Below are 25,849 nucleotides of genomic sequence, written 5' to 3' on the forward strand. Positions count from 1 at the left end.
CACGGGCCTCCCGTCCGTCGGCCTGGTCGCCCACCCCGCGCGCCCGCCCCGCGCGCCCACGCCGCGCGCGCCCGCGCGAAAGCGACACATGCACGCCGACTGTTCGCGTGGACCTGTCGCTTTCGCGACAGGGACCCCGGGCCGGCCGCGAGGTGTGTCGCTCTCGCGGCACCCGGGCAGCGCGGGCGGGGCTGGAGGGGCGCCCGCGCGCCCACCCCGCGCGCCCGCGCGAAAGCGACACATGCACGCCGGCTGTTCGCGTGGACCTGTCGCTTTCGCGACAGGACCCGGGGTCCGCCCGCCGCCGCCTCCGCCCGGCGCCAGCGTCAGCGACGCACGTCGCACCCGCAGCTCGCGCCGAGGACGAGCTCGGCGGGCACGAGGTCGCGGTGCCACTGGTCGTCCGGGCCGAGGCCGAGCACGCGGTCGACCGCAGCGGCGGCCATCGTCCCCGTGGGTTGCCGCACGACGGTGAGCTGGGGGATCGTCCAGTCGGCCTCGGCGACGCCGTCGAAGGACACGACCGCGACGTCGTCGGGGGCGGAGAGCCCGAGTTCGTGCAGGGCGCGGAGCACGCCGACGGCCTGCATGTCCGAGCTGACGAAGACGGCGCGGGGGCGGTTCGGGGTGTCGAACATCCGCAGGCCGGCGGTGTGGCCGCCGCTGCGGGTGAAGTCGCAGCGGACGATCGGACCGTCCGGCAGTCCGGCGTCGCGGAGCGCGCGCATCCAGCCCTGCTCGCGCAGCTCCATCGAGCCGGTGTGGCCCATGACGAGGCCGATGGAGGGGTAGCCGTGCTCGACCAGGTGCCGGGTGCCGTCGTAGGCACCGCGCAGGGCGTCGACGCCGATGCTCGGGTGGTCGGGGACCTCGAAGAAGGTGTTGAGCAGGACCATCGGGATGCCCGGGTCCGTCATGGTGGACAGGTCCGGCCGGGTCATGATGCTCGTGACGATGATGCCGTCGACCTGGCGGGCGGACAGGCTGCGGAGCCGCTCGCGTTCCTGGACGGCGTCGCCGTCGCTGTTGGCGAGCAGGACGTCGTAGCCGCGGGCTGCGGCGGCGTGCGTGACCTCGACGGCGAGCTCGGACCAGAACGGGTTGTCGAGTTCCGGCACGATCAGCCCGAGCATCTTCGACGACCCGGTGCGCAGGGCCTGCGCACTGGCGTTCGGCCGGTAGCCGAGGACGCGGATCGCCTCGCGCACCCGCGCAGCGGTGGCGGCCGCGACGGGCCGGGGACCGTCGTGCACGACGTAGCTGACGACCGAGGTGCTGACGCCGGCGTAGCGGGCGACGTCGGCGCGGGTGACCGCCCGCGGGGTCGTCGGGACGGTCACGGCAGCCACCTTCGTCGGGTCCGGGGGAGCGCCGTCGGGTGCCGGTCCGCGGACGGACCGGCACCCGACGGCACCTGTTACTCGGACGCGATCGTAGTCGACGCGGCGGCCTCCGCCGGTGTGGGGGCGTCACCGAAGTCGGGGACCTCGAGGCGTGCGCCGCCCTGCAGCGCCGACTGGTGGGCGATGATGCCGGGCAGGGTGAAGCGGGCGGCGGTCCAGGCGTTCACCGGCGGCAGGGTCCGGTCGACCACCGCGCGGACGAAGTCGTCGGCGAGGAACTGGTGGCTGCCCTCGTGCCCGGTCGGCACGCCGTCGTACTCGGCCGGCAGTCGGTCGGTGTCGTGCACCTGGGCGTAGCCGGAGACGAACGCGTCGCGCAGGGACGGGTCGACGTCGGCCAGGCGCGGGTCGTCGAGGTCCATCGTCGCCTGGGTGTCGATCTGGTCGCTGATGTCGTGCGAGTCCTCCTTGTCCTGCCAGACGCTGACCTTCGCGAGCTGCTCGAAGCTCGCCTCGGTGCCGAAGTAGCGGAAGCGGGACTCGCGGATGTGCGACGGGTAGCCGACGCGGCGCATCTCGTTGATCCGCATGACGCCGCCGTTGTCGAGCTCGAACAGGGCGGTGGCGTTCGAGAAGTCGTTGTCGAACTGGCTGACGTCCTTGTCGAAGACGCCGTCGCCGCGGTCGTCGCGGACGCCGATGCAGCTGACGCTGACCGCGTGCCCGGGGATCGCACCGAGCACGCCGCCGACCGAGTGCGTCGGGTAGAGCATGGGCGGGTAGCTGGCGGTGCGCTTCCAGTCCTCGCCGCCGCTGTACTGGTACGCGGCGTAGAAGCCGAGGTCCATGTCGTGCACGTAGTCGCCCTCGGCGTAGAAGACCCGGCCGAACGCACCGGCGGCGGCCTGCTTGCGGGCGAACACGGTGGCGGGGTTGTAGTAGCTCGTCTCGCCCATCATGTAGGTCAGCCCGGTCTCGCGGACGGCCTCGATGATGTCGCGGATCTCGTCGACCGAGATCGCCATCGGCACCGCGGAGTACACGTGCTTGCCGGCGCGCAGGGCCCGGACCACCAGCGGGCCGTGCGTCCACCGCTGCGTGAAGATCGCGACGGCGTCGACGTCCGAGGCGAGCACGGCGTCGAAGTCGGGGAACGTGCCGTCGAGGTGCTGCGCCTCGACGAGTTCGGCGGCGCGCTCGTCGACGAGGTCCGTGACGTACACGCGGTCGACGTCGGGGTGGAGCTTGAACAGCTTGGCGAACTGGGGCGCGAACTGGCCCGCGCCGACCATACCGACAGAGATCATCAGTGACCTTTCCAGGGTGGGGGATGCATCGCCGAGCGGAGCGCTCCGGTGCAGATCACAGCCATCCTGACACGCGCTGTCTACACGTGACAACCCCGTTGGGCGCTGCGGAAGTCGACTCTTGTCACCGGTGGTCCCCACGTGTAGATTCCCGGCTCACGGACTGCTGCACGCCAGTCCACCGCAGACGAAGGAGTCGCGATGGCAACCGAGAGCCCCGTGTCGTCACCCCTGACGACCGCCAGCACGAGTCGGAGGAGTCGGCCCGCCGACCCCGCCCGTGCACGAACCACGTCCCGACCGCGCCGGCCCAGGAACGACCTGTGGCTCGCGCTCGTGTTCATCGCCCCGGCCGCCGTCGGGTTCGCGGTGTTCCTCGCCTGGCCGACCGTGCGGGGCATCTGGCTGAGCTTCACCTCGTACAACCTGCTCACCGAACCCGAGTTCACCGGTCTGCAGAACTACGAACGGCTGGTGCAGGACTCGATCTTCTGGCACTCGATGGTGGTGACCGTCGAGTACGTCCTCGTCAACATCGTCATCCAGACCGTCGTCGCGCTGTTCATCGCCGTGATGATGCACCGGTTGACGAAGCCGACCTTCGTGCGCGGCATCGTGCTCGCGCCGTACCTGGTGTCGAACGTCGTCGCGGCGCTCGTGTGGCTCTGGATCCTCGACACCCAGCTCGGCATCGGCAACGAGCTGCTCGCGGCACTCGGCCTCGACCGCATCCCGTTCCTGCAGAGCGACGTCTGGGGCATCCCCTCGATCGCGCTCATCAACGTCTGGCGGCACGTCGGCTACACGGCGCTGCTCGTCTTCGCGGGGCTGCAGTCGCTGCCCGAGACCGTGTACGAAGCCGGCCGCATCGACGGGGCGAGCGAGTGGAAGATGTTCTGGCGCATCACGGTGCCGCTGCTCCGCCCGATCCTGTCCCTGGTGCTCATCATCACCGTCATCGGGTCGTTCCAGGTGTTCGACACCGTCGCCGTCACCACGCAGGGCGGCCCCGCGAACGCCACGAACGTCGTGCAGAACTACATCTACAACCTGGCGTTCGGCCGGTTCCAGTTCGGCTACGCGTCCGCGGTCTCGGTCGCGCTCCTCATCGTCCTCAGCATCATCACGATCGTGCAGTACCGCCTCACCCGCTCGGGTGAGTCGGACCTGGACTGAACGGAAGCGCCATGACCACGACACTCACCCGCTCCGTCACCACGTCCCGCCCGCCGCGGATGGGCGCTGGACACCGTCGCCGCCCCTCCGTCGGCCGCGTCGTCGCCTGGGCCGCGATGGTCCTCGTCATCGTCGTCACCCTGTTCCCGTTCTACTGGATCCTGCGCACCGCCCTGTCGTCGAACACCGCGATCAACGCCGACCCCACCTCGCTGCTGCCCGTCGGGTTCAGCCTGGGCGGCTTCGAACGCGTCCTCGGCCTGCAGTCCACGGAGGAGGCCCTGGCGCAGGGCGGCTCCGGCGCCGCGCTCGACTTCTGGCGGTACCTGCTCAACTCGATCGTCGTGTCGACGCTCGTCACGGTCGGCCAGGTGTTCTTCTCGGCAGCGGCCGCGTACGCCTTCGCCCGGCTGCGCTGGCCCGGCCGCGACCGCGTGTTCGGGGTGTTCCTGGCCGGGCTGATGGTCCCCGCGATCTTCACGCTGCTGCCGAACTTCACGCTCATCAAGCAGCTCGGGCTCGTCGACAACCTGCTCGGCATCGCCCTGCCGACGATGTTCATGACGCCATTCGCGGTGTTCTTCCTGCGCCAGTTCTTCCTCGGCATCTCGAAGGAGGTCGAGGAGGCCGCGCTCATCGACGGCGCCGGCAAGGTCCGCGTGTTCTTCCGGCTCGTCATCCCGATGGCGTCGGCCCCGATCGCGACCCTCGCGGTGCTGACGTACATCACGAGCTGGAACGACTACTTCTGGCCGCTCATGGTCTCGTACACCGACAGCTCGCGGGTGCTGACCGTCGCGCTCGGCGTCTTCAAGTCGCAGAGCCCGCAGTCCGGCACCGACTGGGCCGGGCTCATGGCCGCGACCCTCGTGGCGGCGCTCCCGATGATCGTGCTGTTCGGCGTCTTCGCCAAGCGGATCGTCAACTCCATCGGCTTCTCCGGGATCAAGTGACCCGGCGCTCGGACAGGACCCACACCATGACGAACCACCTGACCCGCCGCACGCTCCTGGCCGGCGGCGCCTCCGCCCTCGCGCTGGGCGCGCTCGCCGCCTGCTCGTCGCCCGGCCGCGTCCGGACGGGCCGCTCTGGCGCACGGACCGTGAGCTACTGGCTCTGGGACGCGAACCAGCAGCCCGCCTACCAGGCCGTCGCCGACGCCTTCCACCGCGCGAACCCGGACATCACCGTGCGGATCACGCAGCTCGGCTGGAACGACTACTGGACGAAGCTCACCGCGGGCTTCATCGCCGGCACCGCCCCCGACGTCTTCACCGACCACCTGACGAAGTTCCCGCAGTACGCCGACCTCGACGTGCTGTACCGGCTCGACGAGCTCGACGTGACGAAGGGCATCCGTGACGACGACTACCAGTCCGGCCTCGCCGAACTGTGGAAGGGCCGGGACGGCCACCGCTACGGCTCCCCGAAGGACTGGGACACCATCGCGATGTTCTACGACCAGCGGGCGATGGCGGCGGCCGGGGTGTCGGCCGAGGAACTCGGGGCGCTCGAGTGGAACCCGGACGACGGCGGGACGTTCGAGCGGATGATCGCGCACCTGACCGTCGACACGAAGGGGCGGCGCGGCGACGAACCGGGCTTCGACAAGGACCACGTCGCGGTCTACGGGTTGTCGTCGAACGGGTCGGGTGGCGACGGTTTCGGCCAGTCGACCTGGTCGCCGTTCACCGGGTCCACCGACTGGGCGTACACGAACGAGAACCCCTGGGGCGACCGGTTCCGGTTCGACGACCGCGTCGTGCAGGACACCCTCGCCTGGTACTACGGCCTGGCTGACAAGGGCTACATGGCGAAGTACGGCGTCTTCTCGACCACGACCGGCCCGGAGGTGCAGCTCGCGGCCGGCAAGTGCGCGCTGTCATTCAACGGGTCGTGGATGATCGGCTCGTACCTCGGCACCGAGGGCCTCGACGTCGCGGTGGCGCCGACCCCGGTCGGTCCCTCCGGGCGCCGCGCGTCGATGTTCAACGGCCTCGGCGACTCGATCACGAAGCAGGCGAAGGACCCCGAGGCGGCGGCGGCCTGGGTCGCGTTCCTCGGCAGCGACGAAGCCCAGCGCATCGTGGGGGAGCGCGGCATCGTGTTCCCGGCGCGTCCCGCCGGCACCGCGGCCGCCGTGGCGTCGTTCCGGGAGCGCGGCCTCGACGTGTCGGCGTTCACCCGGCAGGTCGAGGAGGACACCACCTTCCTGTTCCCCGTCACCCGCAACCCCGCCGACGTGCAGGCCCTGTTCCAGCCGGCGTTCGACGACGTGTACGCCAACGGTGCGCCGGTCTCGACGCTGACCGGCGTCAACGAGCAGGTGAACACCCTCCTCGCGCTCACCTGACCGGTCGCGTCGTCCGCACACCGCGTCGCCCGGTGCGGTGTGCGGACGAGCGTTGACCGCGCCGCGGGGTGCGCAACAGACTGGCGGGGATGACTTCCCTCACCTCACTCGTGTACATGTCCGTCGCCGTCGACGAGCTGACCGACGAGCAGCTGGTCGCGATGCTCCGCGAGGCCCGGCTGCGCAACGAGGCCCTCGGCGTCTCCGGCCTGTTGCTCGCGAAGGGCGGGCGCTTCATGCAGGTGCTCGAGGGTCCGAGCTGGAGCGTCGAGGACCGTTTCGCCGCGATCGAGCGCGACCCGCGCCACCACGGCGTGAAGTCGCTGTCCCGCGAGGAGATCGACACCCGGCGCTTCGACGGGTGGTCGATGGCGTTCGGCAACCCCTCGGACACCGAGGTCCGTGACGAGCCCGGCTTCAGCACCTTCCTGACCGAGCGCAGCGGGCTGCCCTCCGGGCTCGCCGGTGCGCCCGCGGACTGGCTGCTCCGCTGGTTCCGCGGTCGCGACCTGCAGGACGTGCCGGAGGAGCGGATCACGCTCGGCCGGCACGCCGCCTGACGGGTCCGGCCACCCGGGCAGCGGTCGTCACGCCCCCTGGACGGGAGGCCCGTGGCGGCGCCGCCACGGGCCTCCCGTCCGGGAGACTGGTCACGTGGAACGACGTGCGCAGATCCTGACGGCCGCGGCGGAGGAGTTCGACCGCGTCGGCTTCGCCGGCGCGACGATCGCGGGGATCGCCCGCGGGGCGGGCGTCTCCCAGGGAGCCCTGCACTTCCACTTCCCGACCAAGCTCGCGCTCGCGCTCGGGGTGATCGACGAGCAGAACGTCCGGACCTTCGACGTGGTCAGCCACGCGGACCCGTCGCCGACCGCGGCGCTCGTGCGGGCCTCGCACGGCATCGCCACCCTGCTCCGCACCGACCCGGTCGTCCGCGCCGGCATCCGCATGTCGCTCGAGCGCGGTGAGTTCCGCGCCGCGACCGTCAGCTTCTACGAGCAGTGGATCGCCGGCATCGTCGACGTGTTCCGGCTGGCGATCGCGAGCGGCGAGCTGCGGACGGACCTGACCGCCGAGGAACTCGGTTCGACCGTCGTGCCGTTCTTCACCGGCGTCCAGCTCGTGTCCGACGTGCGGACCGGGCGGGCGGACCTGTTCCCGGCCGTCGCGACCATGTGGCGGGTGGTGCTCGCGGCGACGGCGGACGCAGCGCACCGCGAGCGGCTGCTCGGTGTCGTTGCGGACCTGTTCGGTGTCGTTGCAGACCCGTTCGGTGTCGCGCCGGACCTGTCCGACGGGTCCTGACCAGCCGACGCGCTGGCCCGTCGCTTCAGAGGTCGTGCAGCTCGCGGTCCCGGAACCACTTGAGCAGCCACGCGGCGCTCGTGCGGTCGAACGACGGCGGGAAGTCCGTCGTGCCGGACAGGAACGGGCTGAAGCCGGCCTCCTCGCGGACGTCGGCGTCGTCGAGGGCGCGGTACGCCATCGACCAGCCGTCGAACCGGCGCTGCTCGATGTCCTCGCGCACGAGCGACTTCACCTCGCCGTGCCGCGGGTCGCGGGCGATCACGGAGAAGCGGTCGTCGACGCTCCACGCCGGTCCCTCGAGCAACTGCATGAACCGGCCGCCCTTGGCGAGCAGCAGCCCGGACACCCCGAGCGCGTGGTTGCGCAGCCGTGCTTCGTCGAGCAGGGTCGCCAGCTCACCGTCGTCGAAGGGCACGACGGCGCGACTCATGTAGACGATGGAGACGAGCACTGCTCCATCTTCACGTGGCCGGGCCGCCCGAGCGAACCGATGTCCGGAGAGCGTCCCGCCGCGTCCTGCCCGCTCGGTCAGTCGGCGGGCCGCTCGTGCGCGGTGATCGACTCGTCGCGCTTCTTCCGCCAGGGGCGGGCGGGGGTGTCCGGGCCGTCCCAGACCAGGATCGCGCCCCAGGCCGCCGCGAGCAGCGGCACCGAGATGATCGCGCCGGTGATGCCCGCGAGCACGGTGCCCGCGGTCAGGCCGATGAGGATGACCAGGCCGTGCAGCTTGAGGGTGCGCCCCATGAGCACCGGCTGCAGGAAGTTGCCCTCGAGCTGGTTGACCAGGATCACGATGCCGACGACGATGAGCGCCTGCACCGGTCCGAGCGCGACCAGGGCGACGAGGGCCGCGAGGATGCCGGCCGCGGTGGCGCCGACGATCGGGATGAACGCCGTGATGAACACGACGACGGCCAGGGGGAGGGCCAGGGGCACGCCGACGATGGCGATGCTGACGCCGATGCCGATCGCGTCGACCGCGGCGACCGTGGCGGTGCCGCGGACGTAGCCGCCGAGGGTCGAGACGACGCGGTCGCCGACCCGACGGGCGCGGGCGTACTGCTCTCCGGTGAAGGGACGGAGCAGGAACTCCCAGATGCTCGGGCCGTCCTTGAGGAAGAAGAACAGCACGACGATCATCAGGACGAGCCCGGTCAGGAAGTTCGCGGTCGCCGATGCCCCGGCGATCGCACCCGAGCCGAACTGCGCGCTCGTCACGAAGTCGGTGACGCCGCCGACGGCGTCGTCGATCTGCGACTCGGAGATCGAGATCGGCAGGGTCTTCGCGAAGTCCTGCAGCTTGCCGAAGCCGTCCACCGCGGAGTCCTGCAGCTGCGACCACTGGTTCTCGACCGCGACGACGATCAACCAGCCGACCAGTCCGAGCACCGCGAGCACGCCGACGAGCACCGCGAGCGTCGCCAGCACGGACGGCACCCGGTGCCTTCGGAGCCACGAGACCACGGGGTGCATGGCCGAGGCGATGATGAGCGCGAGCAGGACCGGGATCGTCACGACGCTCAGCACACCGCCGGCGTAGACCACGCCGGCCAGCAGCACAACGACGATGATCACCTGCAGGGCGCGCATCGCGAGGCGACCCATCGAGTCGGACCAGGTCGCCTGGACCTTCGAGGGCGTGGTCGGGGCGGGGGGACGCGGGGCGTCGCGGAAGAGCGGCATACCCGAGACGCTACCGACGGACGGCCCGCTGCGCCCGCCTAGGATCGGGGACATGGCGACCGTCCTCCTCGTCCGTCACGGACGCACCACCGCGAACGCCTCCGGGGTGCTCGCCGGCCGCACCGCCGGCGTGCGCCTCGACGCCGTCGGGCGGACCCAGGCCGAGCGGACCGCCGAGCGCATCGCCGCCGTGCCCGTCGTCGCGGTGGTCACGAGCCCCCTGGAGCGCTGCCGGCAGACCGCCCGCGTGATCCTCGACCGGCAGCCGGGCGACCCGGCCTCGAGCGTCGAGCGGGCCATCACCGAGGCGGACTACGGCGACTGGCAGGGGCGGACCCTCGCCGACCTGTCGAAGGAGCCGCTCTGGCGGACGGTGCAGGCGAACCCGAGTGCGGTCGTGTTCCCCGGCGGCGAGTCCATGCAGACCATGCAGTCGCGCGCGGTCGCCGCGATCCGCCGCATCGACGCCGCGGTCGAGGCCGAGCACGGCCCCGGAGCGGTGTGGGTCGCGGTGAGCCACGGCGACATCATCAAGTCGGTGCTCGCCGACGCGTTCGGCATGCACCTCGACCTGTTCCAGCGCATCGGCGTCGGACCGGCCTCGGTGTCCATCGTGCGCTACGGCGAACACCGCCCTGAGGTGGTGGCCACGAACACCGAGTCCGGCGACCTCGGCTGGCTCGCATCCGCGCCGGCACCGGGCGGGGACGCCGCGGTCGGCGGCGGCGCGGGCCACCCGACCGCCCCCGGCACGACGACGACGGCGCCGGGTCCCGCCGGAGCCTGAACGGCCGTCGGCACGCGCTCCTACAATGCGGGTATGCCAACCATCGTCCACGGCTTCGACTGGCCGGACCGTCTCGTCGTCGGCACCATCGGCCGCCCGGGCGAGCGCGCGTTCTACATCCAGGCGCGCTCCGGCCGCCGGGTGACGAGCGTCGCGCTCGAGAAGGAGCAGACCGCCGTGCTCGCCGACAAGATCGACGAGCTGCTCGACGAGGTCGCGACGGTCGAGGGCAACCGGTTCAGCGTGCCCCCGACCGTCCCCGACGAGCTCCGCGACCCCGCCCCGCTCGACCAGCCGGTCGAGCCGGAGTTCCGTGCCGGTGCGCTGAGCCTGGGCTTCGACCCCGCGACCGCCCAGGTGGTCATCGAGGCCTACCCCATCGACGACGAAGTCGAGATCGTCTCCGAGGAGAGCGAGGACGGCACCGAGATCGAGGCCGTCGTCGAGATCCCGGAACCCGCCGAGCTCTTCCAGGTGAAGATCCCGGTCGGCACCGCACGCGCGTTCGTGGAGCGCACGCGCGAGGTCGTCGCCGCCGGCCGTCCGCCCGGCACCGCATGAGCGACGGGTCGCTGACCATCACGGCCCGCATCCGTGAGGCGTCGAACGCGACCTTCCTGGCGGACCTGGACGGCGAGGCCGTCGTGTACAAGCCGATCCAGGGGGAGCGGCCGCTGTGGGACTTCCCGGACGGCACGCTCGCCGGCCGCGAGGTCGCGGCGCACCTGGTGTCCGAGGCGTTCGGCTGGGGCATCGTGCCGCCGACGTGGCTGGGCGACGGCCCCTACGGCCCGGGCATGGTGCAGCGGTGGCAGCACGTCGACCCCGAGCAGGACGCCGTCGACCTGGTCGACCCGGACGCCGCCGAGGCCGACGGCTCGCCGTGGCTGCCGGTGCTCGAGGCGATCGACGAGCACGACCGTCCCGTCACCCTGGTGCACGAGGACTCCGAGGCCCTGCGTCGGATGGCCGTCTTCGACGTGGTCGTGAACAACGCCGACCGCAAGGGCGGGCACGTCCTGGCGATGCCGGACGGGCACCGGTTCGGTGTCGACCACGGCCTGACGTTCCACGTCGAGCACAAGCTCCGCACCGTGCTGTGGGGGTGGATCGGGGAGCCGCTCGGGCCGGACGAACTCGAGGGGCTCGACCGGGTGTCCGAGGCGCTCCGCGGTGACCTCGGCGACGTGCTCCACGACCACCTCACCCCGGTCGAGGTCGACACCGTGCGCGCCCGGTGCGCGGCACTCCGCGCGGTGGGCGTGTTCCCGCCGCCCCCGGGCCACGGTCCGGCCGTGCCCTGGCCGCTGTTCTGACGCGCTCCGCCTGACGCCGTGCGGGCGCCCGGGTTCGGGTCGGTGGGTCCCGTCGGGTCCGGGCCCACCGACCCGCCCCGCTCCCCGTGCTGGACGGGTGCGAGTGCCCACGGCAGCGCCCACGAGCGCCGTTGCTCAGCGGGACACCGTGGGTGTCGACCAGCCGAGGGCGGATCAGGTCCCCTCGACCGACCGCTTCCCCACTCCGACCGGGTCGGGGCGGGAAGACGGCCACGGCCGCCGGGGTCCGGGGCAACTGTGTGGCGTCAGTGTACGACCGACGCGCGGTGCGCAACACCCCCCTCGTCCCGATCCCTGCGATCAGTCGAACAGCGGCATCCCGCCCCGTCGGGACCCGAGGTACGAGTCGACGACGGCCACGCCGAGGTCGTCGTTCTCGGGCGCCACCACCGTGCCGTCGACGCGCTTCGCCATGGCGTCGATGAACCGGGCGAGCCCCGGGTCGTCGCCGAGCCGGAAGAACGTCGTCTGCGCGCCGAGCCGTCCGGAGTTGTCGAGTTCGCGCACGGTCAGCGCGATCGTCACCGGGTCCGGCGGGTAGTCGAACCAGACCTGGCCGTTCGGCTCGAGGTGCGACGTCGGCTCGCCGTCGGTGACGATGAGGAGCACCGGCTGGGCCGTGGGGTGCTTCCGGAAGTGCCGGTTGGCGAGCAGCAGGGCGTGGTGCAGGTTCGTGCCCTTGTCCCACATCGCGTCGAGGCCGACGAGCTGTTCGACGTCCATCACCTCGGCCTCGCGACCGAAGGCGATGAGCTCCAGGTCGTCGCCGCGGAACCGGGTCGACACCAGGGTGTGCAGCGCCAGGGCGGTGCGCTTCATCGGGACCCAGCGGTCCTCCATCGCCATCGAGAACGACGTGTCGACGAGCAGGGCGACGCACGCCTGGGTGCGGGCCTCGGTCTCCTGCACCTCGACGTCGTCGATCGTCAACCGGACGCCGGGGCCCTGTCGGCCGGAGGCGGCCGTCCTCGTCACGGCGTTCGTGATCGTCCGGGGGATGTCCCACGGCTCGGTGTCGCCGAAGGCCCACTGCCGTGACGCCCCCGAGGGTTCGCCGGCGGCACCCGAGCGGCGGAGGTCCCGCGCTCCCTGGCGACCGGACATCCGCTGGGCGACGTCCTTGAGCAGGCTCTTGCCGAGTTGCCGCATCGCCTTCGGGGTGAGCCGGAGCTGCCCGTCGGCACCGCGGCGCATCGCCCCGGAGTTCCGGAGCGCCTGCTCGAGCCGCTGCAGGGTCTTCGCGTCGACCGCCGCCTCGGCGCCGAGCTGCCGGGACAGCGCGTCGAGGTCGAGGTCGTCGAGTTCCGAACCGGGGCCGGACTGCGCGAGCTGGTCTGCGAGGGCGTCGAGGTCCGCGATGTCCTGGAACACCCCGGTGCCGTCGCCGAGCCCGAGGCCCTGCTGCCCGTCCATCTGCTCCGACCCGCCCCAGTCCTCGCCGGGTCGCAGGGCGCGCAGGGCACCGTCGAGCTGGGACAGCTGCCCCATCAGGTCGGGGGAGCCGAACGCCTGCTGGGCGAGCGCGTCGAGTTCGTCGCGCTGCTCCTGCGTCATCGAGTTGCGCATCCGCTGCGCCGCCGCCGCCCGGGCCGCGAGGTCGTCGAGCAGTTCGTCGACGTTCGCCGGGTCCGACGGGAAGTACTCCCCGTGTTGCGCCATGAAGTCGTCGAACTGCTGCTGGGTGTCCTCGCCGCGGGCGTGCGCCTCGAGCAGGGCGTTGAGGTCCTGCATCATCGCGCTGACCGCCGCGCGGTCCTCGTCGGTGGCACCCTCGAGCGCCTGCTTCATGCCGGCGAAGCGCTGGTCGAGCACCTCGCGGCCGAGCAGGTCCTTGATCTCGTCGTACTTCTGGCGTGCGGTCGGGCTCGTCCAGTCGTAGTCGCCGAGCTCCTGCACCGCGGCGGCGGGGGAGGGCGACAGGCTGTCGAGCTGCAGCTCGGCGAGGGCGCGGTCGCCGTCGTCGAGGTCGACGTTCCGCGCGAGTTCCCCGCGCTCGGCGAGCAGCGCCTGGTCGAGGAGCTCGCGCACCTGCTGCAGGGTGCCGTCGAGGTTGTTCTTCGCGGTCAGCTCGCGGCGGCGCTCGGCCACCCGGCGGGCCAGGTCGTCGAGGCCGCGCTGCGACCGGCCGCCGCGACGCAGGAACTCCCGCATCGCCCGCTCGGGCGAGGTGCCGCCCATCACGTCCTGCCCGATCGCGTCGAGCGCCTCGGCGAGGTCGACCGGCGCCGCGAGCGGGTCCGGTCCGTCGGTGTAGCGCCCGTAGCGGGTGTCGCGCGTCAGCCGCCGGTTCTGCCTAGCCATAGACGGCTTCGCCCCCGCCGGACTCCTTGCTGATGCGTCGGGCCAGGAAGAGCCCCTCGAGTGCGAGTTCGATCGCACCGGCCCGCTCGCCGTCGTTCGCGGCGCCCATCCGGTCGCACACCTGGTCGTACAGGTCGGACTCGCCGATCGACGGGAGTCCTTCGAGGAACGCCCGGGCGCTGACCTGCTCGCCCGTGGTCACCATCGTGCCGCCGTCGAGCGCGTCCACGAGCACCGTGAAGTCGAGGCCCCGGAAGCGGGAGCGCACGGTCTCGGCGGTCGCGGTGCGGAGCAGGTGCTCGAGGACCTCGTCGGCCCGGTCCTCTTCCCCGTTCTCGAACTCGATCTTGCCGCCGAGGACGTCCACGGCGGTCTCGAGGTCGATCGGCCGGGCGACGGCCTCGTCCTCGCCCTGGCGTGCGGCCCGGTGCACCGCGGCGGCGGACACCGTCTCGGCACCCGCGATCGCGAAGCGGGCGCTCACACCGCTGCGCTGGTCGACGGCGCTCGAGGCGCGCAGAGCCCGGGTGAAGCGGGCGAGGATCTCGACCAGGGCGTCGGGTACCTCGGCCGTCAGCTGCGCCTCTTGTCGGATGACCGCGATCTCGTCCTCGAGCTCGATCGGGTAGTGCGTGCGGATCTCGGCGCCGAAGCGGTCCTTCAGCGGCGTGATGATCCGGCCGCGGTTCGTGTAGTCCTCGGGGTTCGCGCTCGCCACGACGAGCACGTCGAGCGGCAGCCGCAGCACGTAGCCGCGGATCTGGACGTCGCGTTCCTCCATCACGTTGAGCATCGCGACCTGGATGCGTTCGGCCAGGTCGGGCAGCTCGTTGATCGCGACGATGCCACGGTGCCCACGGGGGACCAGCCCGAAGTGGATGGTCTCCGGGTCGCCCAGGCTGCGGCCCTCGGCGACCTTCATCGGGTCGACGTCGCCGATCAGGTCGGCCACGCTCGTGTCCGGCGTCGCGAGCTTCTCGACGTAGCGGTCGTCGCGGTGCCGCCAGCTGATCGGCAGGGCGTCGCCGAGCTCCTCGGCGCGTCGGGTGCTCGCCGTGGTGATCGGTTCGTACGGGTGCTCGCCGAGCTCGGAGCCGGTGATGACCGGCGTCCACTCGTCGAGCAGGCCCTGCAGGGTGCGGAGCAGGCGGGTCTTGCCCTGGCCGCGCTCGCCGAGCAGGACGACGTCGTGGCCGGCGATCAGGGCGCGTTCGAGCTGGGGGATGACGGTGGTCTCGAAGCCGTGCAGGCCGGGCCACGGATCGGCGCCCTGGCGCAGGGCGGTGAGCAGGTTGTCGCGGATCTCGGCGCGGACCGTCTTCTGGACGTGACCAGAGGTGCGGAGCTCGCCGACCGTTCGGATGTCAGGTCGGGTCACGTCGACGACGCTACGCCGCGCCGGCGACATGGACCACAAGACGGACGGGAGGCCCGTGGCGGCGCCGCCACGGGCCTCCCGTCCGTCCGCTTGTGAGTTTCCATAGCACTTGCAATGATTGAGACCCCGGTGACGGAGCCGGATTCGAGTAGGGGGATCCGGCTCCGTGCCCGGACCGGGTGAACCGGACCGGTCCGCTACCGGATCCGAACCATCTCGTCGATCCGGGCGTACGTTCCCCATTCGTGAGCAGCACGAACGCGACGATCAAGAGCCTGGTACCCGCTCGGATGGACCGACTGCCGTGGACACGCTTCCACTGGAGCGTGGTCGTGGGCCTCGGGGTGTCCTGGATCCTGGACGGCCTCGAGATCCAGATCGTCTCGAACGCCGGGTTCCAGGCGGACCTCGACCTGTCGACGCAACAGGTCACCTCGCTCGGCACGATCTACCTGGTCGGACAGGTCGTCGGTGCGATCGTGTTCGGGCGCATGTCCGACCGCCTCGGTCGACGGAAGCTGTTCATCCTCACCCTGGCCATCTACCTGATCGGTTCCGGCATCGCCGGGTTCGCGCAGGACTTCTGGTTCCTCGCGGTGTTCCGCTTCGTCGCCGGGCTCGGCATCGGTGGCGAGTACGCGGCGATCAACTCCGCCATCGACGAACTCATCCCGTCGAAGTACCGCGGACACGTCGACATCGCGATCAACGGGACGTACTGGGGCGGTGCGGCCCTCGGCGCCTTCGCGAACATCTACCTGCTCGACACCGCCCACTTCGCCGAGAACATCGGCTGGCGCATCGGCTTCTTCCTCGGCCCGGTGCTCGGCATCGCGATCATCTTCCTGCGCCGGCACATCCCCGAGAGCCCCCGCTGGCTGATGACGCACGGCCGCGAGCAGGAGGCCGAGGCGACGGTCACGCAGATCGAGGCGTCGGTCGAGAAGTCCACCGGCCACCGCCTGCCCGACGTCGACGACTCGAAGGCGATGACCGTCACGCCGACGGACAACGTGAAGTTCCGCACCATCGTGAAGGTGCTGTTCCGGCAGTACCCGACACGGACCCTGGTCGGCGCGACGATGATGATCACGCAGGCGTTCCTGTACAACGCGATCTTCTTCACCTACGCGCTCGTGCTCACCAACTTCTTCGGGCTGAAGACCGCCGAGACCTCGGTCTACTTCTTCCCGTTCGCGATCGGCAACCTGCTCGGCCCGATCATCCTCGGCCGGTTCTTCGACACCTGGGGCCGCCGCCAGATGATCTTCTCGACGTACCTGGTGTCCGGTCTCGTGCTCGCGACGTCCGCGTTCCTGTTCCAGGCCGACGCGATCAGCGCCGGCGTGCAGGTCGTCTTCTGGTGCGTGTCGTTCTTCTTCGCCTCGGCCGGGGCGTCGAGCGCGTACCTGACCGTCAGCGAGATCTTCCCGCTCGAGCTCCGGTCGCAGGCCATCTCGTACTTCTTCGCGCTCGCGCAGATCTTCGGTGCCGTCGCGCCGCTCATCTACGGTGCGCTCATCGGCGACGGGTCGTCCCGCGAGCCGCTGTTCTGGGGGTACCTGCTCGGCTCGGCCGTGATGATCGCCGGTGGGGTCGTGGCGCTCGTGTTCGGGGTGGACGCCGCGAGGAAGGGGCTGGAGGACGTCACCCAGCCACTGTCGGTGCTGACGAAGTCGGACCGCGACTGACATTCTGTATCCGGAGTGTTTAGCGCGCTGGGGCGCGGCCTGCCAGCGTGCTGGCATGGCACTCCTCCACAGCGCGATCCCGGCGCCTCCCATCCACCGCGGTCGGCGTGCACCCCTCGGCGGTCCTGAGCGTGCGTGAGCCTGGCGTGATGGAGAACCCAGCCCGGCGCAGCGCCCTCGGCGACCTCGATCCGCACGGTCTGCGGCGGAGTCTGCTCCGCGACGCGGTCTTCCTGCGGCTGCTCGACTGCGTGCTGCGCGGTGTCTACCGACGCGGCCAACGGCTCAAGCTCGACGCCATCGCGCAGGACATGCGGGTCTCGCGCACGCCCGTGCGCGAGGCGCTCGTCACGCTCGAGACCCTGCGTCTCGTGTCGGTGCAGCGGTACGTCGGCGTCGTCATCACGCACTGGTCCGTCGACCAGATGACCGAGCGGATGCGGATCATCCGCGCGATGGTCGCCGAGCCGCCCGCCGGCGGGGTCGCGTGCCCCGACCGCTTCGACCCGCTCGTGCTCCGCGACTGCTGGACCGAGGCCGGTGCCTTCGTGGAACTCGGCGCCTGGTACCTGCGCCGCCGCGGGGCGCCGGTGAGCGCGGACTGGGTGGCGTCACAGCGCATCCTGCTCGACATGTTCTCGACGGACGACGTCGCGCTCGCGAACGGGATCGACGCGGTGGTCGACCGTCGACGCCGGCTCGACATCCTGGAGCGGGCCGTCGACGCCGCGGAACGCGACGCGCTCGACGACTGCGCGGCCGCGCTGCTCGAGCTGGCCGGAGCGCTCATCGCGCTGCCGGACCGATTCCGGGTGGCCGTCCAGCGCTGACCGGGCGGTCGGCGGCGGGGCGGTCGGCCGGGTGGCACGTTCGGCCGCTGCAGCACGACCGGCCGGGACGTCGCGCTCGGCCGCGGCAGCACGACCGGCCGGGGCGTCGCGCTCGGTCGCGGTGGCGCATCCGTCGTCGGCGGAAGCGGGAGGTGGGGGCGCGGTGGTGGGCCGCGCCCCCGGGAGTCGCTCCCCGGGGTGCCGGACGATCGGGCACGCCGGGCCCGTGATCGGGGAGCGACGTCGGGTGCTGTGTCGCGACAGAGGGGACGAGCCCCGGAACGTGATCGCCGCGTCTCGACGATCGTAAGCACCGGGGTACGTGGCGACAACCCCCGGATGTCCCCATTCCGGGGGACTCCGTCGACACGGGTGGGATGCGGGAGCCACGCGCGGGGGTGTCGCCCGGGTCGATCCGGGGTCGGTCCTTCCTGTATGGTGGTCGCAGCGCTCGTGAGAGTGCTTGGAGACGTCGCATAGTCCGGCCGAGTGCACCACCCTGCTAAGGTGGAGTCCCCTTTGAGGGGACCGAGGGTTCAAATCCCTCCGTCTCCGCGCTCCTCGAAACCCCGGTCCGATCGGACCGGGGTTTCGTCGTTCCCGGGGCGCGGCGCGGCGCTCTCGCGCATCGAGTGAGCAGAAACGGTCGAGTGCGCGCTCGGTACCCGACTTCTTCTGCTCACTCGCGGCAGGAGTCGCGCCCCGAGGCTGTGCCCGCGTCGTCAGACCGTCGCGACGCTGCCCGTCGTCGTGGCGTCCCGCGGGCGGATGCGCCGTGCCGCGGCTGCTGCGACCAGGGTCAGCACCACGGCGGCCGCCGTGATCCCGGCACCGGCCCAGATCGGCGACGTGTAGCCGAGTCCCGCCGCGATCGTGAGGCCGCCGATCCAGGCCCCCAGTGCGTTGCCGAGGTTGAACGCCGCGATGTTCGCCCCGCTCGCCAGGGTCGGCGCATGGTCGGCGTACTGCATCACCCGGGTCTGCAGGGCCGGCACGGTGGCGAACCCGAACGCTCCCATGAGCACGAGGGCGATCACGGTGAGCACGGGCGAGGCCGCCACGGCGGCGAACACCGCGAGCACCACCGTGAGGGCGACGAGCACGACGAGCAGGGTGCCGTCGATCGACCGGGACGCGAGCCTGCCGCCTGCGAAGTTCCCCGCGAACAGGCCGACGCCGAACACGACGAGCAGCCACGGCACCGCCGACGACGGGAACCCGGACACCGCGGTCAGCGTGTACGCGATGTAGGTGAAGGCGCCGAACATGCCGCCGTAGCCGAGCACGGTGATGCCGAGCGACAGCCAGACCTGCCCCGAGCGGAAGGCACCGAGCTCGCGGGCGAGCGACGGGACCTCGGTGGTGCGGACGGCGGGGACGAGGACGAGCACGCCGACCAGGGCGACGACGCCGATCGCTGCGATGGCCCAGAACGTCGCACGCCAGCCCGCGGCCTGGCCGAGGAAGGTGCCGAACGGCACGCCGAGCACGTTGGACGCGGTGAGTCCCGTGAACATCAGGGCGACGGCGGAGGCGCGCTTCGCCCGCTCGACCATGTTCGCCGCGACGACCGAGCCGATGCCGAAGAAGGCCCCGTGGCAGAGGGCCGCGACGACGCGGCCGGTCATCATCACGCCGTAGGTCGGGGCGATCGCCGACAGGGTGTTGCCGACGACGAACAGCACGAGCAGCCCGACCAGGACGGGCTTGCGGGGGAGTCGTGTGGTCGCGGCGGTGAGGCCGAGTGCCCCGACGACGACCGCGAGGGCGTACCCGGTGACGAGCCAGCCTGCCGTGGTCTCGGTGACGCCGAAGTCGGCCGCCACCTCGGGCAGCAGGCCGGTGATGACGAACTCGGTCAGTCCGATGCCGAACCCGCCGAGTGCGAGGGCGATGAGTCCCGCGGGCATGGGTGTCCTTCCGTTGTGCGGTGCAGCTGGTCCGCGTACCGTGGTCGTTGCAGACGCGGGGTATCGATAGTTGCACGCGCGGGGTATCCGCGCAAGCAAGGATCTCGCTGGAAAGCGAGCCTGGAGGTCCCTCATGTCCGTCGACGACTCATCGGTCGCCGTCCGCGCGCACGGTTGGCGCACGCTCGCCGCCCTGCACGGCCTCATCGAGACCCGCCTCGAGCGGGCACTGCGCGTGGTGGACCTGTCGGTGGTCGAGTTCACCGTCCTCGACGCGCTCCGACGCCAGGACGGCTTCCACATGCGCATGCAGCAGCTCGCACGGGCCGCCGCCCTCAGCCCGAGTGCGACCACCCGGCTCGTGAACCGGCTCGAGGAGCGAGCCCTCCTCACCCGCGTGCTCTGCGCCGACGACCGCCGCGGGCTCTACACCGAGTTGACGCACGCCGGCCAGCGGCTGCTCGACGAGGCCACGCCGGTGCACGCCGCCGCGCTCGAGGAAGCGCTCGCCGAAGCGCGCGAGGTCCCCGAGCTCGAGCAGCTCGCGGTCGCGGTCGACCGGCTCGAGGGCGCCACCGTCTGAGGGGCGGGAAGTGCGGCGCGGTCGCCGCACGGGTCCTCCGCGCGGCCGACCGGGGTTGGCGGCGCGCGTCAGCTGAGTCAGCCGGGGTGCTGTTCCGCGCGTCGGAGGACGGCTTGCGCACAGGAGGCCGTTCCTTCCGGCTCCCCACGCGCGGAACGGCACGGCACGCGCGGAACGGCTCCCCATGCGCGGAACGGCACGGCACGGCTCCCCACGCACGGCACGGCTCCCCACGCGCGGAACGGCCCGGAGGGTGACGCATCCTCCCCTCCTTGTCACCGGGCCGATGTAGCATGCACGACACCTGTCCCGAGACGAGGAGTCCTGCGTGCCGGAAGCGACCGCCCCCGCCTTCCCCCTCGAACGCATCCGAGAGGTCGGCGACGCCATCGTCGCATCGGTCTCGACGGTGATCGACGGCAAGGTGGACGCCATCCGCACCGCGCTGACGGTGATGCTCGCCGAGGGGCACCTGCTCGTCGAGGACGTCCCCGGCGTCGGCAAGACCGTGCTCGCGAAGGCGCTCGGCGCCTCCGTCGGCGGTTCGGTGAACCGCATCCAGTTCACGTCCGACATGCTGCCGTCCGACGTGACCGGGGTGAACATCTTCGACCAGTCGTCGGCCTCGTTCCGGTTCTCACCGGGTCCGGTGTTCGCGAACGTCGTCATCGGCGACGAGATCAACCGCACCAGCCCGAAGACCCAGTCGGCCCTGCTCGAGGCGATGGCCGAGTCGCAGGTCACCGTCGACGGCGTGACCCGGCCGCTCGAGCGGCCCTTCATGATCGTCGCGACGCAGAACCCGATCGACATGGAGGGCACCTACCCGCTGCCCGAGGCGCAGCGCGACCGGTTCATGGCCCGCATCACCATGGGCTACCCGAGCGCCGACGCCGAACGCCACATGCTCGCGAGCCGCGGCGGCGGCGACCCGCTGGCGCACCTGCGACCGATCGTCGACGTCGCGACGCTCCACGCCGTCATCGAGTCGGTGGCGGGCGTGCACGTCGCACCCGACGTCGAGGCCTACATCGTCGCGATCGTCCGGGCGACCCGCACCCACCCCGACCTCGTGCTCGGTGCCAGTCCCCGTGCCACGCTCCACCTCGCGCAGGCGTCCCGTGCGCACGCGGCGCTGCTCGGGCGGCCCTTCGTGACCCCGGACGACGTCGCCGCCCTCGCCCCGATCGTGCTCGCGCACCGGCTCGTCCCGGTCGCGCGCGGCCTCGGCGGCACGGGCGAGGACACCGTGCGCGAGATCGTCGTCCGGATCGTGTCCGACACCGCCGTGCCCTTCACAGCGACCCCCGTCCGCTCCTGATGCCCGGCCGTCCGGCACCGTCGCCGCTGCTGCGCCGTGCCGGTGCGGCGCGCTCGACCGCGGCCCGGTTCGGACGGCGCGGTCTGGTGCTGCTCCGGCGCACCCCGTTCCCCCGACCGACGCTCCGCGGGTGGACGGTCATCGCGGTGGGCATCGGGCTCGTCGGCGGCGGTCTCGTCGGCGCGACGAGCGTCGCCGTGTCCGCCGGGCTGCTGCTGCTCGTGCTCGTCGTGCTCGGCATCGTCACGGCGTTCGTCGTGGCGGCGCCGCTGCGGGGCAGCCGGAGCACCGCGCGCGCCATCGTCCAGGTCGGCGAGGTGTACCGAGAGCGCATCTCGCTGAGCGGCACGAGCATGCCCTTCGGACCACGGTCGACGTTGCTCGTGCGGGAGCAGCTCGAGGACGCCTTCGCGAGCGTGTCCGACGCCGCGACCTACGCCGAGGTCGGCCCGGGGCTGCCGCCCGCACTGCTCGACGTCGAGGCGCTCGCCATGCACCGCGGGCGCACGCTCGTCGGCCCGGTGACGATCCGGGTCGAGGACGCCTTCGGCCTGCTGCGCATCGACCGCCCCGTCGTGGCCGCTGAAGAGGTCGTCGTGGTCCCCGCGTCGACGCCGCTCACCGCCATCGACACCGGGGCCCTGGCCGGTGCCGTCTCCGCCGACGAGGGCCGGGTCGGACAGGGCGGGTCGGCCGACGACAGCGAACTCCGCCCGTACCGCCCCGGCGACCCGATCCGCCGGGTGCACTGGGCGCAGAGCGCGCGACGTGGCGAGCTGCACGTCCGCCAGACCACCCAAGCCCAGCCGCCGGAGGCGGTGATCGCACTCGACGTGCGCCGCGAGTCGTACCAGCGCCTCGGCCGCGACGACCTCGCCGAGCTGTCGGACCTCGGCGGCGACCAGGCCTTCGAGCACGCCGTGGTCGTCGCGGCGAGCGTCGCCCGCGCCCTCGCCGCCCGGACCTCGCGCGTCGTGCTCGTGAGCGACAGCCCGGGCGGGAGCACCCGACACGTGGGCGACGCCGGCGGGCTGACCGACGTGCTCGTCGGGCTCGCCGACGTCCGGCTCCGCACCGACGCCCGGGACGTCACGGACGTGCTGCCCGAGGTGCGGGGGCGTGACGTGCACGGCATGACCGCCGTCGTCACCGGTGCCTGCACCGTCGAGCAGGCATCCGAGCTCGTCGCCGCCACGAACGGGTCGAGTCGCGGCATCCTCGCGACGATCGTCCCGCCGGACCCGGTCGTGCGCGGCATCCTCGACCGTGCCGGTTGGCGCACGCTCGTCGTGCCGGTCGCCGGCGCACAGGTCTCGGGGGCGGCGCGGTGAGCGGCGTCGCGGCACGGTCGCGGAACCGCGTCGACGTGCACGAGATCCTCGACCGCGACGACGACGCCCGCGACGTCCCGAGCGCCTGGGTCGTCGCGCTCGCCCCGCTGCCGGTGCTCGTCGCGGCGCTCGCCATCCGCCCCCTCGTGCAGGGGATCGCGTGGTGGGTCTCCGGGGTCCTCGTCGTCGCGGTCCTCGTCGCGGTGGTGCTCGCCGTCCGTCGCCGCGCCCCGGGTGTCCGCTTCGTCGCGCTGGTCGGCACGCTCCTGGTGGTGAGCTGCGTCGCCGCCCTCGTGAACGACGTGCAGCCACTCGGCTGGCTCGACGCCGACGGTGCGCTCGGGCAGACGCTGGCGGCGATCCGGCTCAACCCGGCGCCGCTGCCGCAGACCGACGCCATCCGGCTGATCGTCACGGTCTCCATCGCCTGGGTGGCGGGCGTCTCGGTCTTCCTGGCCGCGGTCGCCCGCATCCCGTCCCTGGCGGCGGCTCCGGCGCTCGTGATCCTCGTCGTGCCGGGCGTCATCACCGGGGAACCCGCCGGGGGCGGCCTGGTCGTCGTCACCGCCGTCGCCTTCCTCGCGTTGCTGTGGCTGTCGGTCCGTCCGGTCCAGCGCGCCCTGCCCGCCGCGGTGGTCGGCGCCGTCGGGCTCGTCGTCGCGATCGGCCTGCCCGCGATCGTGCCGCTCAACGCGAGCTGGCTCTCCGGGGTGACCGGAGCGGTCCGGTCACCGATCCAGCCCGGACGACCGGGCACGCTGCTCGAGCTCGGCGACGACCTGCGCCGACCGAGCGAACTCGAGGTCTTCCGCTACCGGTCCTCCGACGGCCAGCCCGAGTACCTCAAGCTCGCCGACCTCGACGAGTTCGGCACGGGGGACTGGGTGCCGACCGTGACGAACGCCGCCGACGCCCAGACCGCGGACCAGCAGCAGTGGGCCGTCGGCGTGAACCCGCGACTGGCCACCCGCGGCGACGTGACCGTGCGCATCACCGGGCTCTCGAGCAACTACCTGCCGGTGCCGTCGGGTGCGGTGTCGCTGACGTCGCGGTCGACGAACCTCGACCTGTCGCAGTGGCGCTGGATGGGCAACTCGAGCACCGTGCGCTCGACCGGCCCGGCGACGTCGCGGGGTGCCACCTACGAGGCCACGGGGGCGTCGACGTTCGCGAACGACTACCTCGACGCCGTCGCGGACTCCGGGGCGCTCGACCGGACCGACGGTCGTGGCTACCAGGCGCCGAGCGCGGAGCAGCTCCGCACCGACCTCGCGTTGCCGGAGGACCTGCCCGCGAACATCTCGGACACCGCCGAGCGCGTCGCGGGTGGTGTGTCCGGCGAGTACCAGCAGGCCCGCGCCCTCGAGCAGTGGTTCCGCAGCGACCTGTTCACCTACTCCGAGACGGCTCCGGTCGAGCAGGGCTACGACGGCGACAGCATGGACGTCGTGTCGACGTTCCTGCAGGTCCGCGAGGGCTACTGCGTGCACTTCTCGTCGGCCATGGCGGTGATGGCGCGCTCGCTCGGGATCCCGTCGCGGATCGCGGTCGGCTACCGGGCCGGAGCGCCGCAGCCCGACGGCGAGTACGCGGTCTCGAACCGGCAGCTGCACTCGTGGCCCGAGCTCTACATCCAGGGTGCCGGGTGGGTGGCGTTCGAGCCGACCCCCGACTCGGACGAGGCGGCCGCGCCATCGACCGAGCCGACCGCGACGCCGAGCGCGGTGCCGTCGGAGACGCCCCTGCCGACGCCGGGCCAGACCGACCCGGCCGACGCGAGCGCCACCCCGACGCCGACGGCCTCGGCGGCTCCCGGTGCCGCCGGCGCCGCCGGCAGCGGCGGGCAGGGGCCCTCCGGGTTGCTCGTCGGCCTCGTGCTGGTCCTCGCACTGCTGCTCGCACCGGGGGTCGTGCGCGCCTTGCGTCGGCGTTCCCGCCTGGCGGCCGTCGCGGCCGGACGCTCGCCGGCGGTCTCCGCCTGGCGCGAGGTCCTGGACGACGTCGCCGACCACGGGTACGCGCCGACGCTCGCTCCGGCGGGTGACGCCGCGGCGGTGGCCCGCACCGCCCGTGCGGTGCTCGGCCGACTCCGGTCGGTCGTGCCCGCGGCGGTGCTGCCGCACCTCGAGGCCGTGGTGGACGCGGTCGACCAGGAGCGGTTCGCCGCCGGTGGAGCCGCAGCGGTGGACGCCGGAGCGCTCGTCGCACACGTCCGGCGGGCCCGGACGGAGCTCGACGCCTCGGTCCCCGTCGCGCGGCGGGTGCGGTCGCGGCTGCTGCCGCCCAGCCTGGTGCCGTCGTCGGCCTGGTCGCACGAGGGCCGCGGGTCCCGCCGACGCACCGCCTGACGCGGGTCCGTCGGAGCGGGGACGTCTCCCGGCGCGGGCCCACCGTCGGCCTGCCCCACCTGCGGCCGGCGAACCGGTCCGCCGCTACCGGCGCATGACCGCCTCGACGAGCCGGGCGATGATCTCGCCGGGCTCGACGTCCGGCGAGGCCGGGGTGTCGAACACGATGCCGACGTTGGCGGCGACCAGCACGGTGGCGAAGTCGTCGGCGGACATGCCGGTGTCGACCTCGGGGTGGGCACCGAACCACATCTCGACGAGTTCGACGACCCCCTCGTGCAGCGACCGACGCTGCCGGACGAACTCGGGCATGAAGTCGGGGTGCCGGATCGCGTACCCGCGGAACGCGGAGAGCAGGGCGAACTGCGCGCTCTGGTCGTGCCGACGGAAGGCCTGCCGGACGACGTCGCCGAGGTCCCGCGCCGAGATGTCGTCGTGGACGAGTTCCTGCAGTGCGCCGAGCACCAGGTTGGTCTGGCGCTGCATGACCTCGGCGAGCAGGTCCTCCTTCGAGGAGAAGTTCGAGTACACCGCGCCCTTGCTGAAACCGGCGCGGGCGGCGACGTCGTCGAGGCGGGCGCCGTGGACGCCCTGTTCGGCGAAGACCTCGGCCGCGGCGGTGAGCAGGCGGGCTCGGACCTCGGCACGCGGGGTGCGTGGGGTGGGCTGGTCGGCGACGACGTCGGTCATGTGATCCTGATTCGACCGGAGTGGTTCGGGGGAGCGGCGGGTGGGACCTGCCGAGCCGCGCGCCTGATCTCGCGCGGCACCAGCGAAGCCCTCTCGCGTCTGCTGGAACCGGCGCATTCGGGTCACGTCGGTGCAGGCGGACGCTGAGCCGGGACGATACCCGGCGGGATCG

At 72.2% G+C, this 25,849-nt stretch carries 22 protein-coding genes and 1 tRNA gene; 15 read left to right on the top strand and 8 right to left on the bottom strand.

Annotated elements, in window-relative coordinates; genetic code table 11:
- Window positions 1-326: 326 nt before the first annotated feature.
- Window positions 327-1,349 carry a LacI family DNA-binding transcriptional regulator gene (locus BIU97_RS12980; protein WP_071260618.1) on the bottom strand — a complete coding sequence of 341 codons (1,023 nt, stop codon included), beginning with the start codon at window positions 1,347-1,349 and terminating at the stop codon, window positions 327-329.
- Between the two features lie 68 nt (window positions 1,350-1,417).
- Window positions 1,418-2,650: a Gfo/Idh/MocA family protein gene (locus tag BIU97_RS12985; protein ID WP_071297888.1), complete on the bottom strand. Its 1,233-nt coding sequence runs from the start codon at window positions 2,648-2,650 to the stop codon at window positions 1,418-1,420.
- A 201-nt stretch (window positions 2,651-2,851) separates the two neighbouring features.
- On the opposite strand from BIU97_RS12985, the gene BIU97_RS12990 reads away from it, so the two are divergent.
- The 5 genes from BIU97_RS12990 (at window position 2,852) to BIU97_RS13010 (ending at window position 7,484) form a co-directional block, all read left to right on the top strand.
- Window positions 2,852-3,826, top strand: a complete 975-nt coding sequence (locus BIU97_RS12990; protein WP_254782993.1) for a carbohydrate ABC transporter permease — start codon at window positions 2,852-2,854, stop codon at window positions 3,824-3,826.
- Window positions 3,827-3,837: 11 nt separating this feature from the next.
- Window positions 3,838-4,779, top strand: coding sequence for a carbohydrate ABC transporter permease (locus BIU97_RS12995; RefSeq protein WP_217639508.1), 942 nt, complete (start codon window positions 3,838-3,840; stop codon window positions 4,777-4,779).
- 26 nt (window positions 4,780-4,805) lie between these two features.
- Window positions 4,806-6,179 carry an ABC transporter substrate-binding protein gene (locus BIU97_RS13000; RefSeq protein ID WP_071297889.1) on the top strand — a complete coding sequence of 458 codons (1,374 nt, stop codon included), beginning with the start codon at window positions 4,806-4,808 and terminating at the stop codon, window positions 6,177-6,179.
- An 89-nt stretch (window positions 6,180-6,268) separates the two neighbouring features.
- Window positions 6,269-6,739, top strand: coding sequence for a BLUF domain-containing protein (locus BIU97_RS13005; protein WP_071297890.1), 471 nt, complete (start codon window positions 6,269-6,271; stop codon window positions 6,737-6,739).
- A gap of 94 nt (window positions 6,740-6,833) precedes the next feature.
- Window positions 6,834-7,484, top strand: coding sequence for a ScbR family autoregulator-binding transcription factor (locus BIU97_RS13010; protein WP_071297891.1), 651 nt, complete (start codon window positions 6,834-6,836; stop codon window positions 7,482-7,484).
- A 25-nt stretch (window positions 7,485-7,509) separates the two neighbouring features.
- Here BIU97_RS13010 and BIU97_RS13015 read toward each other — a convergent pair whose 3' ends face one another.
- Together BIU97_RS13015 and BIU97_RS13020 are read right to left on the bottom strand one after the other, a co-directional pair.
- Window positions 7,510-7,938, bottom strand: coding sequence for a BLUF domain-containing protein (locus BIU97_RS13015; RefSeq protein ID WP_083404800.1), 429 nt, complete (start codon window positions 7,936-7,938; stop codon window positions 7,510-7,512).
- Window positions 7,939-8,015: 77 nt separating this feature from the next.
- Window positions 8,016-9,170 carry an AI-2E family transporter gene (locus tag BIU97_RS13020; RefSeq protein WP_071297892.1) on the bottom strand — a complete coding sequence of 385 codons (1,155 nt, stop codon included), beginning with the start codon at window positions 9,168-9,170 and terminating at the stop codon, window positions 8,016-8,018.
- A 52-nt stretch (window positions 9,171-9,222) separates the two neighbouring features.
- On the opposite strand from BIU97_RS13020, the gene BIU97_RS13025 reads away from it, so the two are divergent.
- The 3 genes from BIU97_RS13025 to BIU97_RS13035 are packed head-to-tail and all read left to right on the top strand — an operon-like array spanning window position 9,223 to window position 11,273.
- Window positions 9,223-9,957 (top strand): MSMEG_4193 family putative phosphomutase, encoded by a 735-nt coding sequence (locus BIU97_RS13025; protein ID WP_071297893.1) that lies wholly within the window; start codon window positions 9,223-9,225, stop codon window positions 9,955-9,957.
- Window positions 9,958-9,990: 33 nt separating this feature from the next.
- Window positions 9,991-10,518 (top strand): DUF3090 domain-containing protein, encoded by a 528-nt coding sequence (locus BIU97_RS13030; protein WP_071260632.1) that lies wholly within the window; start codon window positions 9,991-9,993, stop codon window positions 10,516-10,518.
- Complete coding sequence (locus BIU97_RS13035; RefSeq protein WP_071297894.1) at window positions 10,515-11,273, top strand: SCO1664 family protein; 759 nt, start codon at window positions 10,515-10,517, stop codon at window positions 11,271-11,273. Before BIU97_RS13030 ends, BIU97_RS13035 begins: the two co-directional genes overlap by 4 nt.
- Before the next feature lie 321 nt (window positions 11,274-11,594).
- On the opposite strand, the gene BIU97_RS13040 is transcribed toward BIU97_RS13035, so the two are convergent.
- Together BIU97_RS13040 and BIU97_RS13045 are read right to left on the bottom strand one after the other, a co-directional pair.
- Entirely contained in the window at window positions 11,595-13,595 is a 2,001-nt protein-coding gene (locus BIU97_RS13040; RefSeq protein ID WP_071297895.1) for a vWA domain-containing protein, read from the bottom strand.
- Complete coding sequence (locus BIU97_RS13045) at window positions 13,588-15,003, bottom strand: AAA family ATPase (protein ID WP_071297896.1); 1,416 nt, start codon at window positions 15,001-15,003, stop codon at window positions 13,588-13,590. The genes BIU97_RS13040 and BIU97_RS13045 overlap by 8 nt, the downstream gene beginning before the upstream one ends.
- A 215-nt stretch (window positions 15,004-15,218) precedes the next feature.
- On the opposite strand from BIU97_RS13045, the gene BIU97_RS13050 reads away from it, so the two are divergent.
- The 3 genes from BIU97_RS13050 (at window position 15,219) to BIU97_RS13060 (ending at window position 18,049) form a co-directional block, all read left to right on the top strand.
- A complete protein-coding gene (locus tag BIU97_RS13050) occupies window positions 15,219-16,664 on the top strand; it encodes an MFS transporter (protein ID WP_368073093.1) in 1,446 nt (481 codons plus the stop codon).
- A 149-nt stretch (window positions 16,665-16,813) separates the two neighbouring features.
- Window positions 16,814-17,494 (top strand): GntR family transcriptional regulator, encoded by a 681-nt coding sequence (locus BIU97_RS13055; RefSeq protein WP_071260642.1) that lies wholly within the window; start codon window positions 16,814-16,816, stop codon window positions 17,492-17,494.
- 465 nt (window positions 17,495-17,959) lie between these two features.
- A tRNA-Ser gene (locus BIU97_RS13060) sits at window positions 17,960-18,049 on the top strand.
- 167 nt (window positions 18,050-18,216) lie between these two features.
- On the opposite strand, the gene BIU97_RS13065 is transcribed toward BIU97_RS13060, so the two are convergent.
- Window positions 18,217-19,404: an MFS transporter gene (locus BIU97_RS13065; RefSeq protein WP_071260644.1), complete on the bottom strand. Its 1,188-nt coding sequence runs from the start codon at window positions 19,402-19,404 to the stop codon at window positions 18,217-18,219.
- Window positions 19,405-19,537: 133 nt separating this feature from the next.
- On the opposite strand from BIU97_RS13065, the gene BIU97_RS13070 reads away from it, so the two are divergent.
- The 4 genes from BIU97_RS13070 (at window position 19,538) to BIU97_RS13085 (ending at window position 24,987) form a co-directional block, all read left to right on the top strand.
- On the top strand, window positions 19,538-19,987 hold the full coding sequence (locus tag BIU97_RS13070) for a MarR family winged helix-turn-helix transcriptional regulator (protein ID WP_071260646.1): 450 nt from the start codon (window positions 19,538-19,540) through the stop codon (window positions 19,985-19,987).
- A gap of 328 nt (window positions 19,988-20,315) precedes the next feature.
- Window positions 20,316-21,308, top strand: coding sequence for an AAA family ATPase (locus BIU97_RS13075; protein WP_071297898.1), 993 nt, complete (start codon window positions 20,316-20,318; stop codon window positions 21,306-21,308).
- Window positions 21,308-22,639, top strand: coding sequence for a DUF58 domain-containing protein (locus BIU97_RS13080; RefSeq protein ID WP_071260651.1), 1,332 nt, complete (start codon window positions 21,308-21,310; stop codon window positions 22,637-22,639). Before BIU97_RS13075 ends, BIU97_RS13080 begins: the two co-directional genes overlap by 1 nt.
- Window positions 22,636-24,987, top strand: a complete 2,352-nt coding sequence (locus BIU97_RS13085; RefSeq protein WP_071297899.1) for a transglutaminase family protein — start codon at window positions 22,636-22,638, stop codon at window positions 24,985-24,987. The genes BIU97_RS13080 and BIU97_RS13085 overlap by 4 nt, the downstream gene beginning before the upstream one ends.
- Window positions 24,988-25,071: 84 nt before the next feature.
- Here the strand turns inward: BIU97_RS13085 and BIU97_RS13090 are convergent, their stop codons facing one another.
- On the bottom strand, window positions 25,072-25,677 hold the full coding sequence (locus BIU97_RS13090; RefSeq protein ID WP_071260656.1) for a TetR/AcrR family transcriptional regulator: 606 nt from the start codon (window positions 25,675-25,677) through the stop codon (window positions 25,072-25,074).
- Window positions 25,678-25,849 lie beyond the last annotated feature (172 nt).

The sequence above is a fragment of the Curtobacterium sp. MCBA15_009 genome, assembly GCF_001864895.1.
Taxonomy (GTDB): domain Bacteria; phylum Actinomycetota; class Actinomycetes; order Actinomycetales; family Microbacteriaceae; genus Curtobacterium.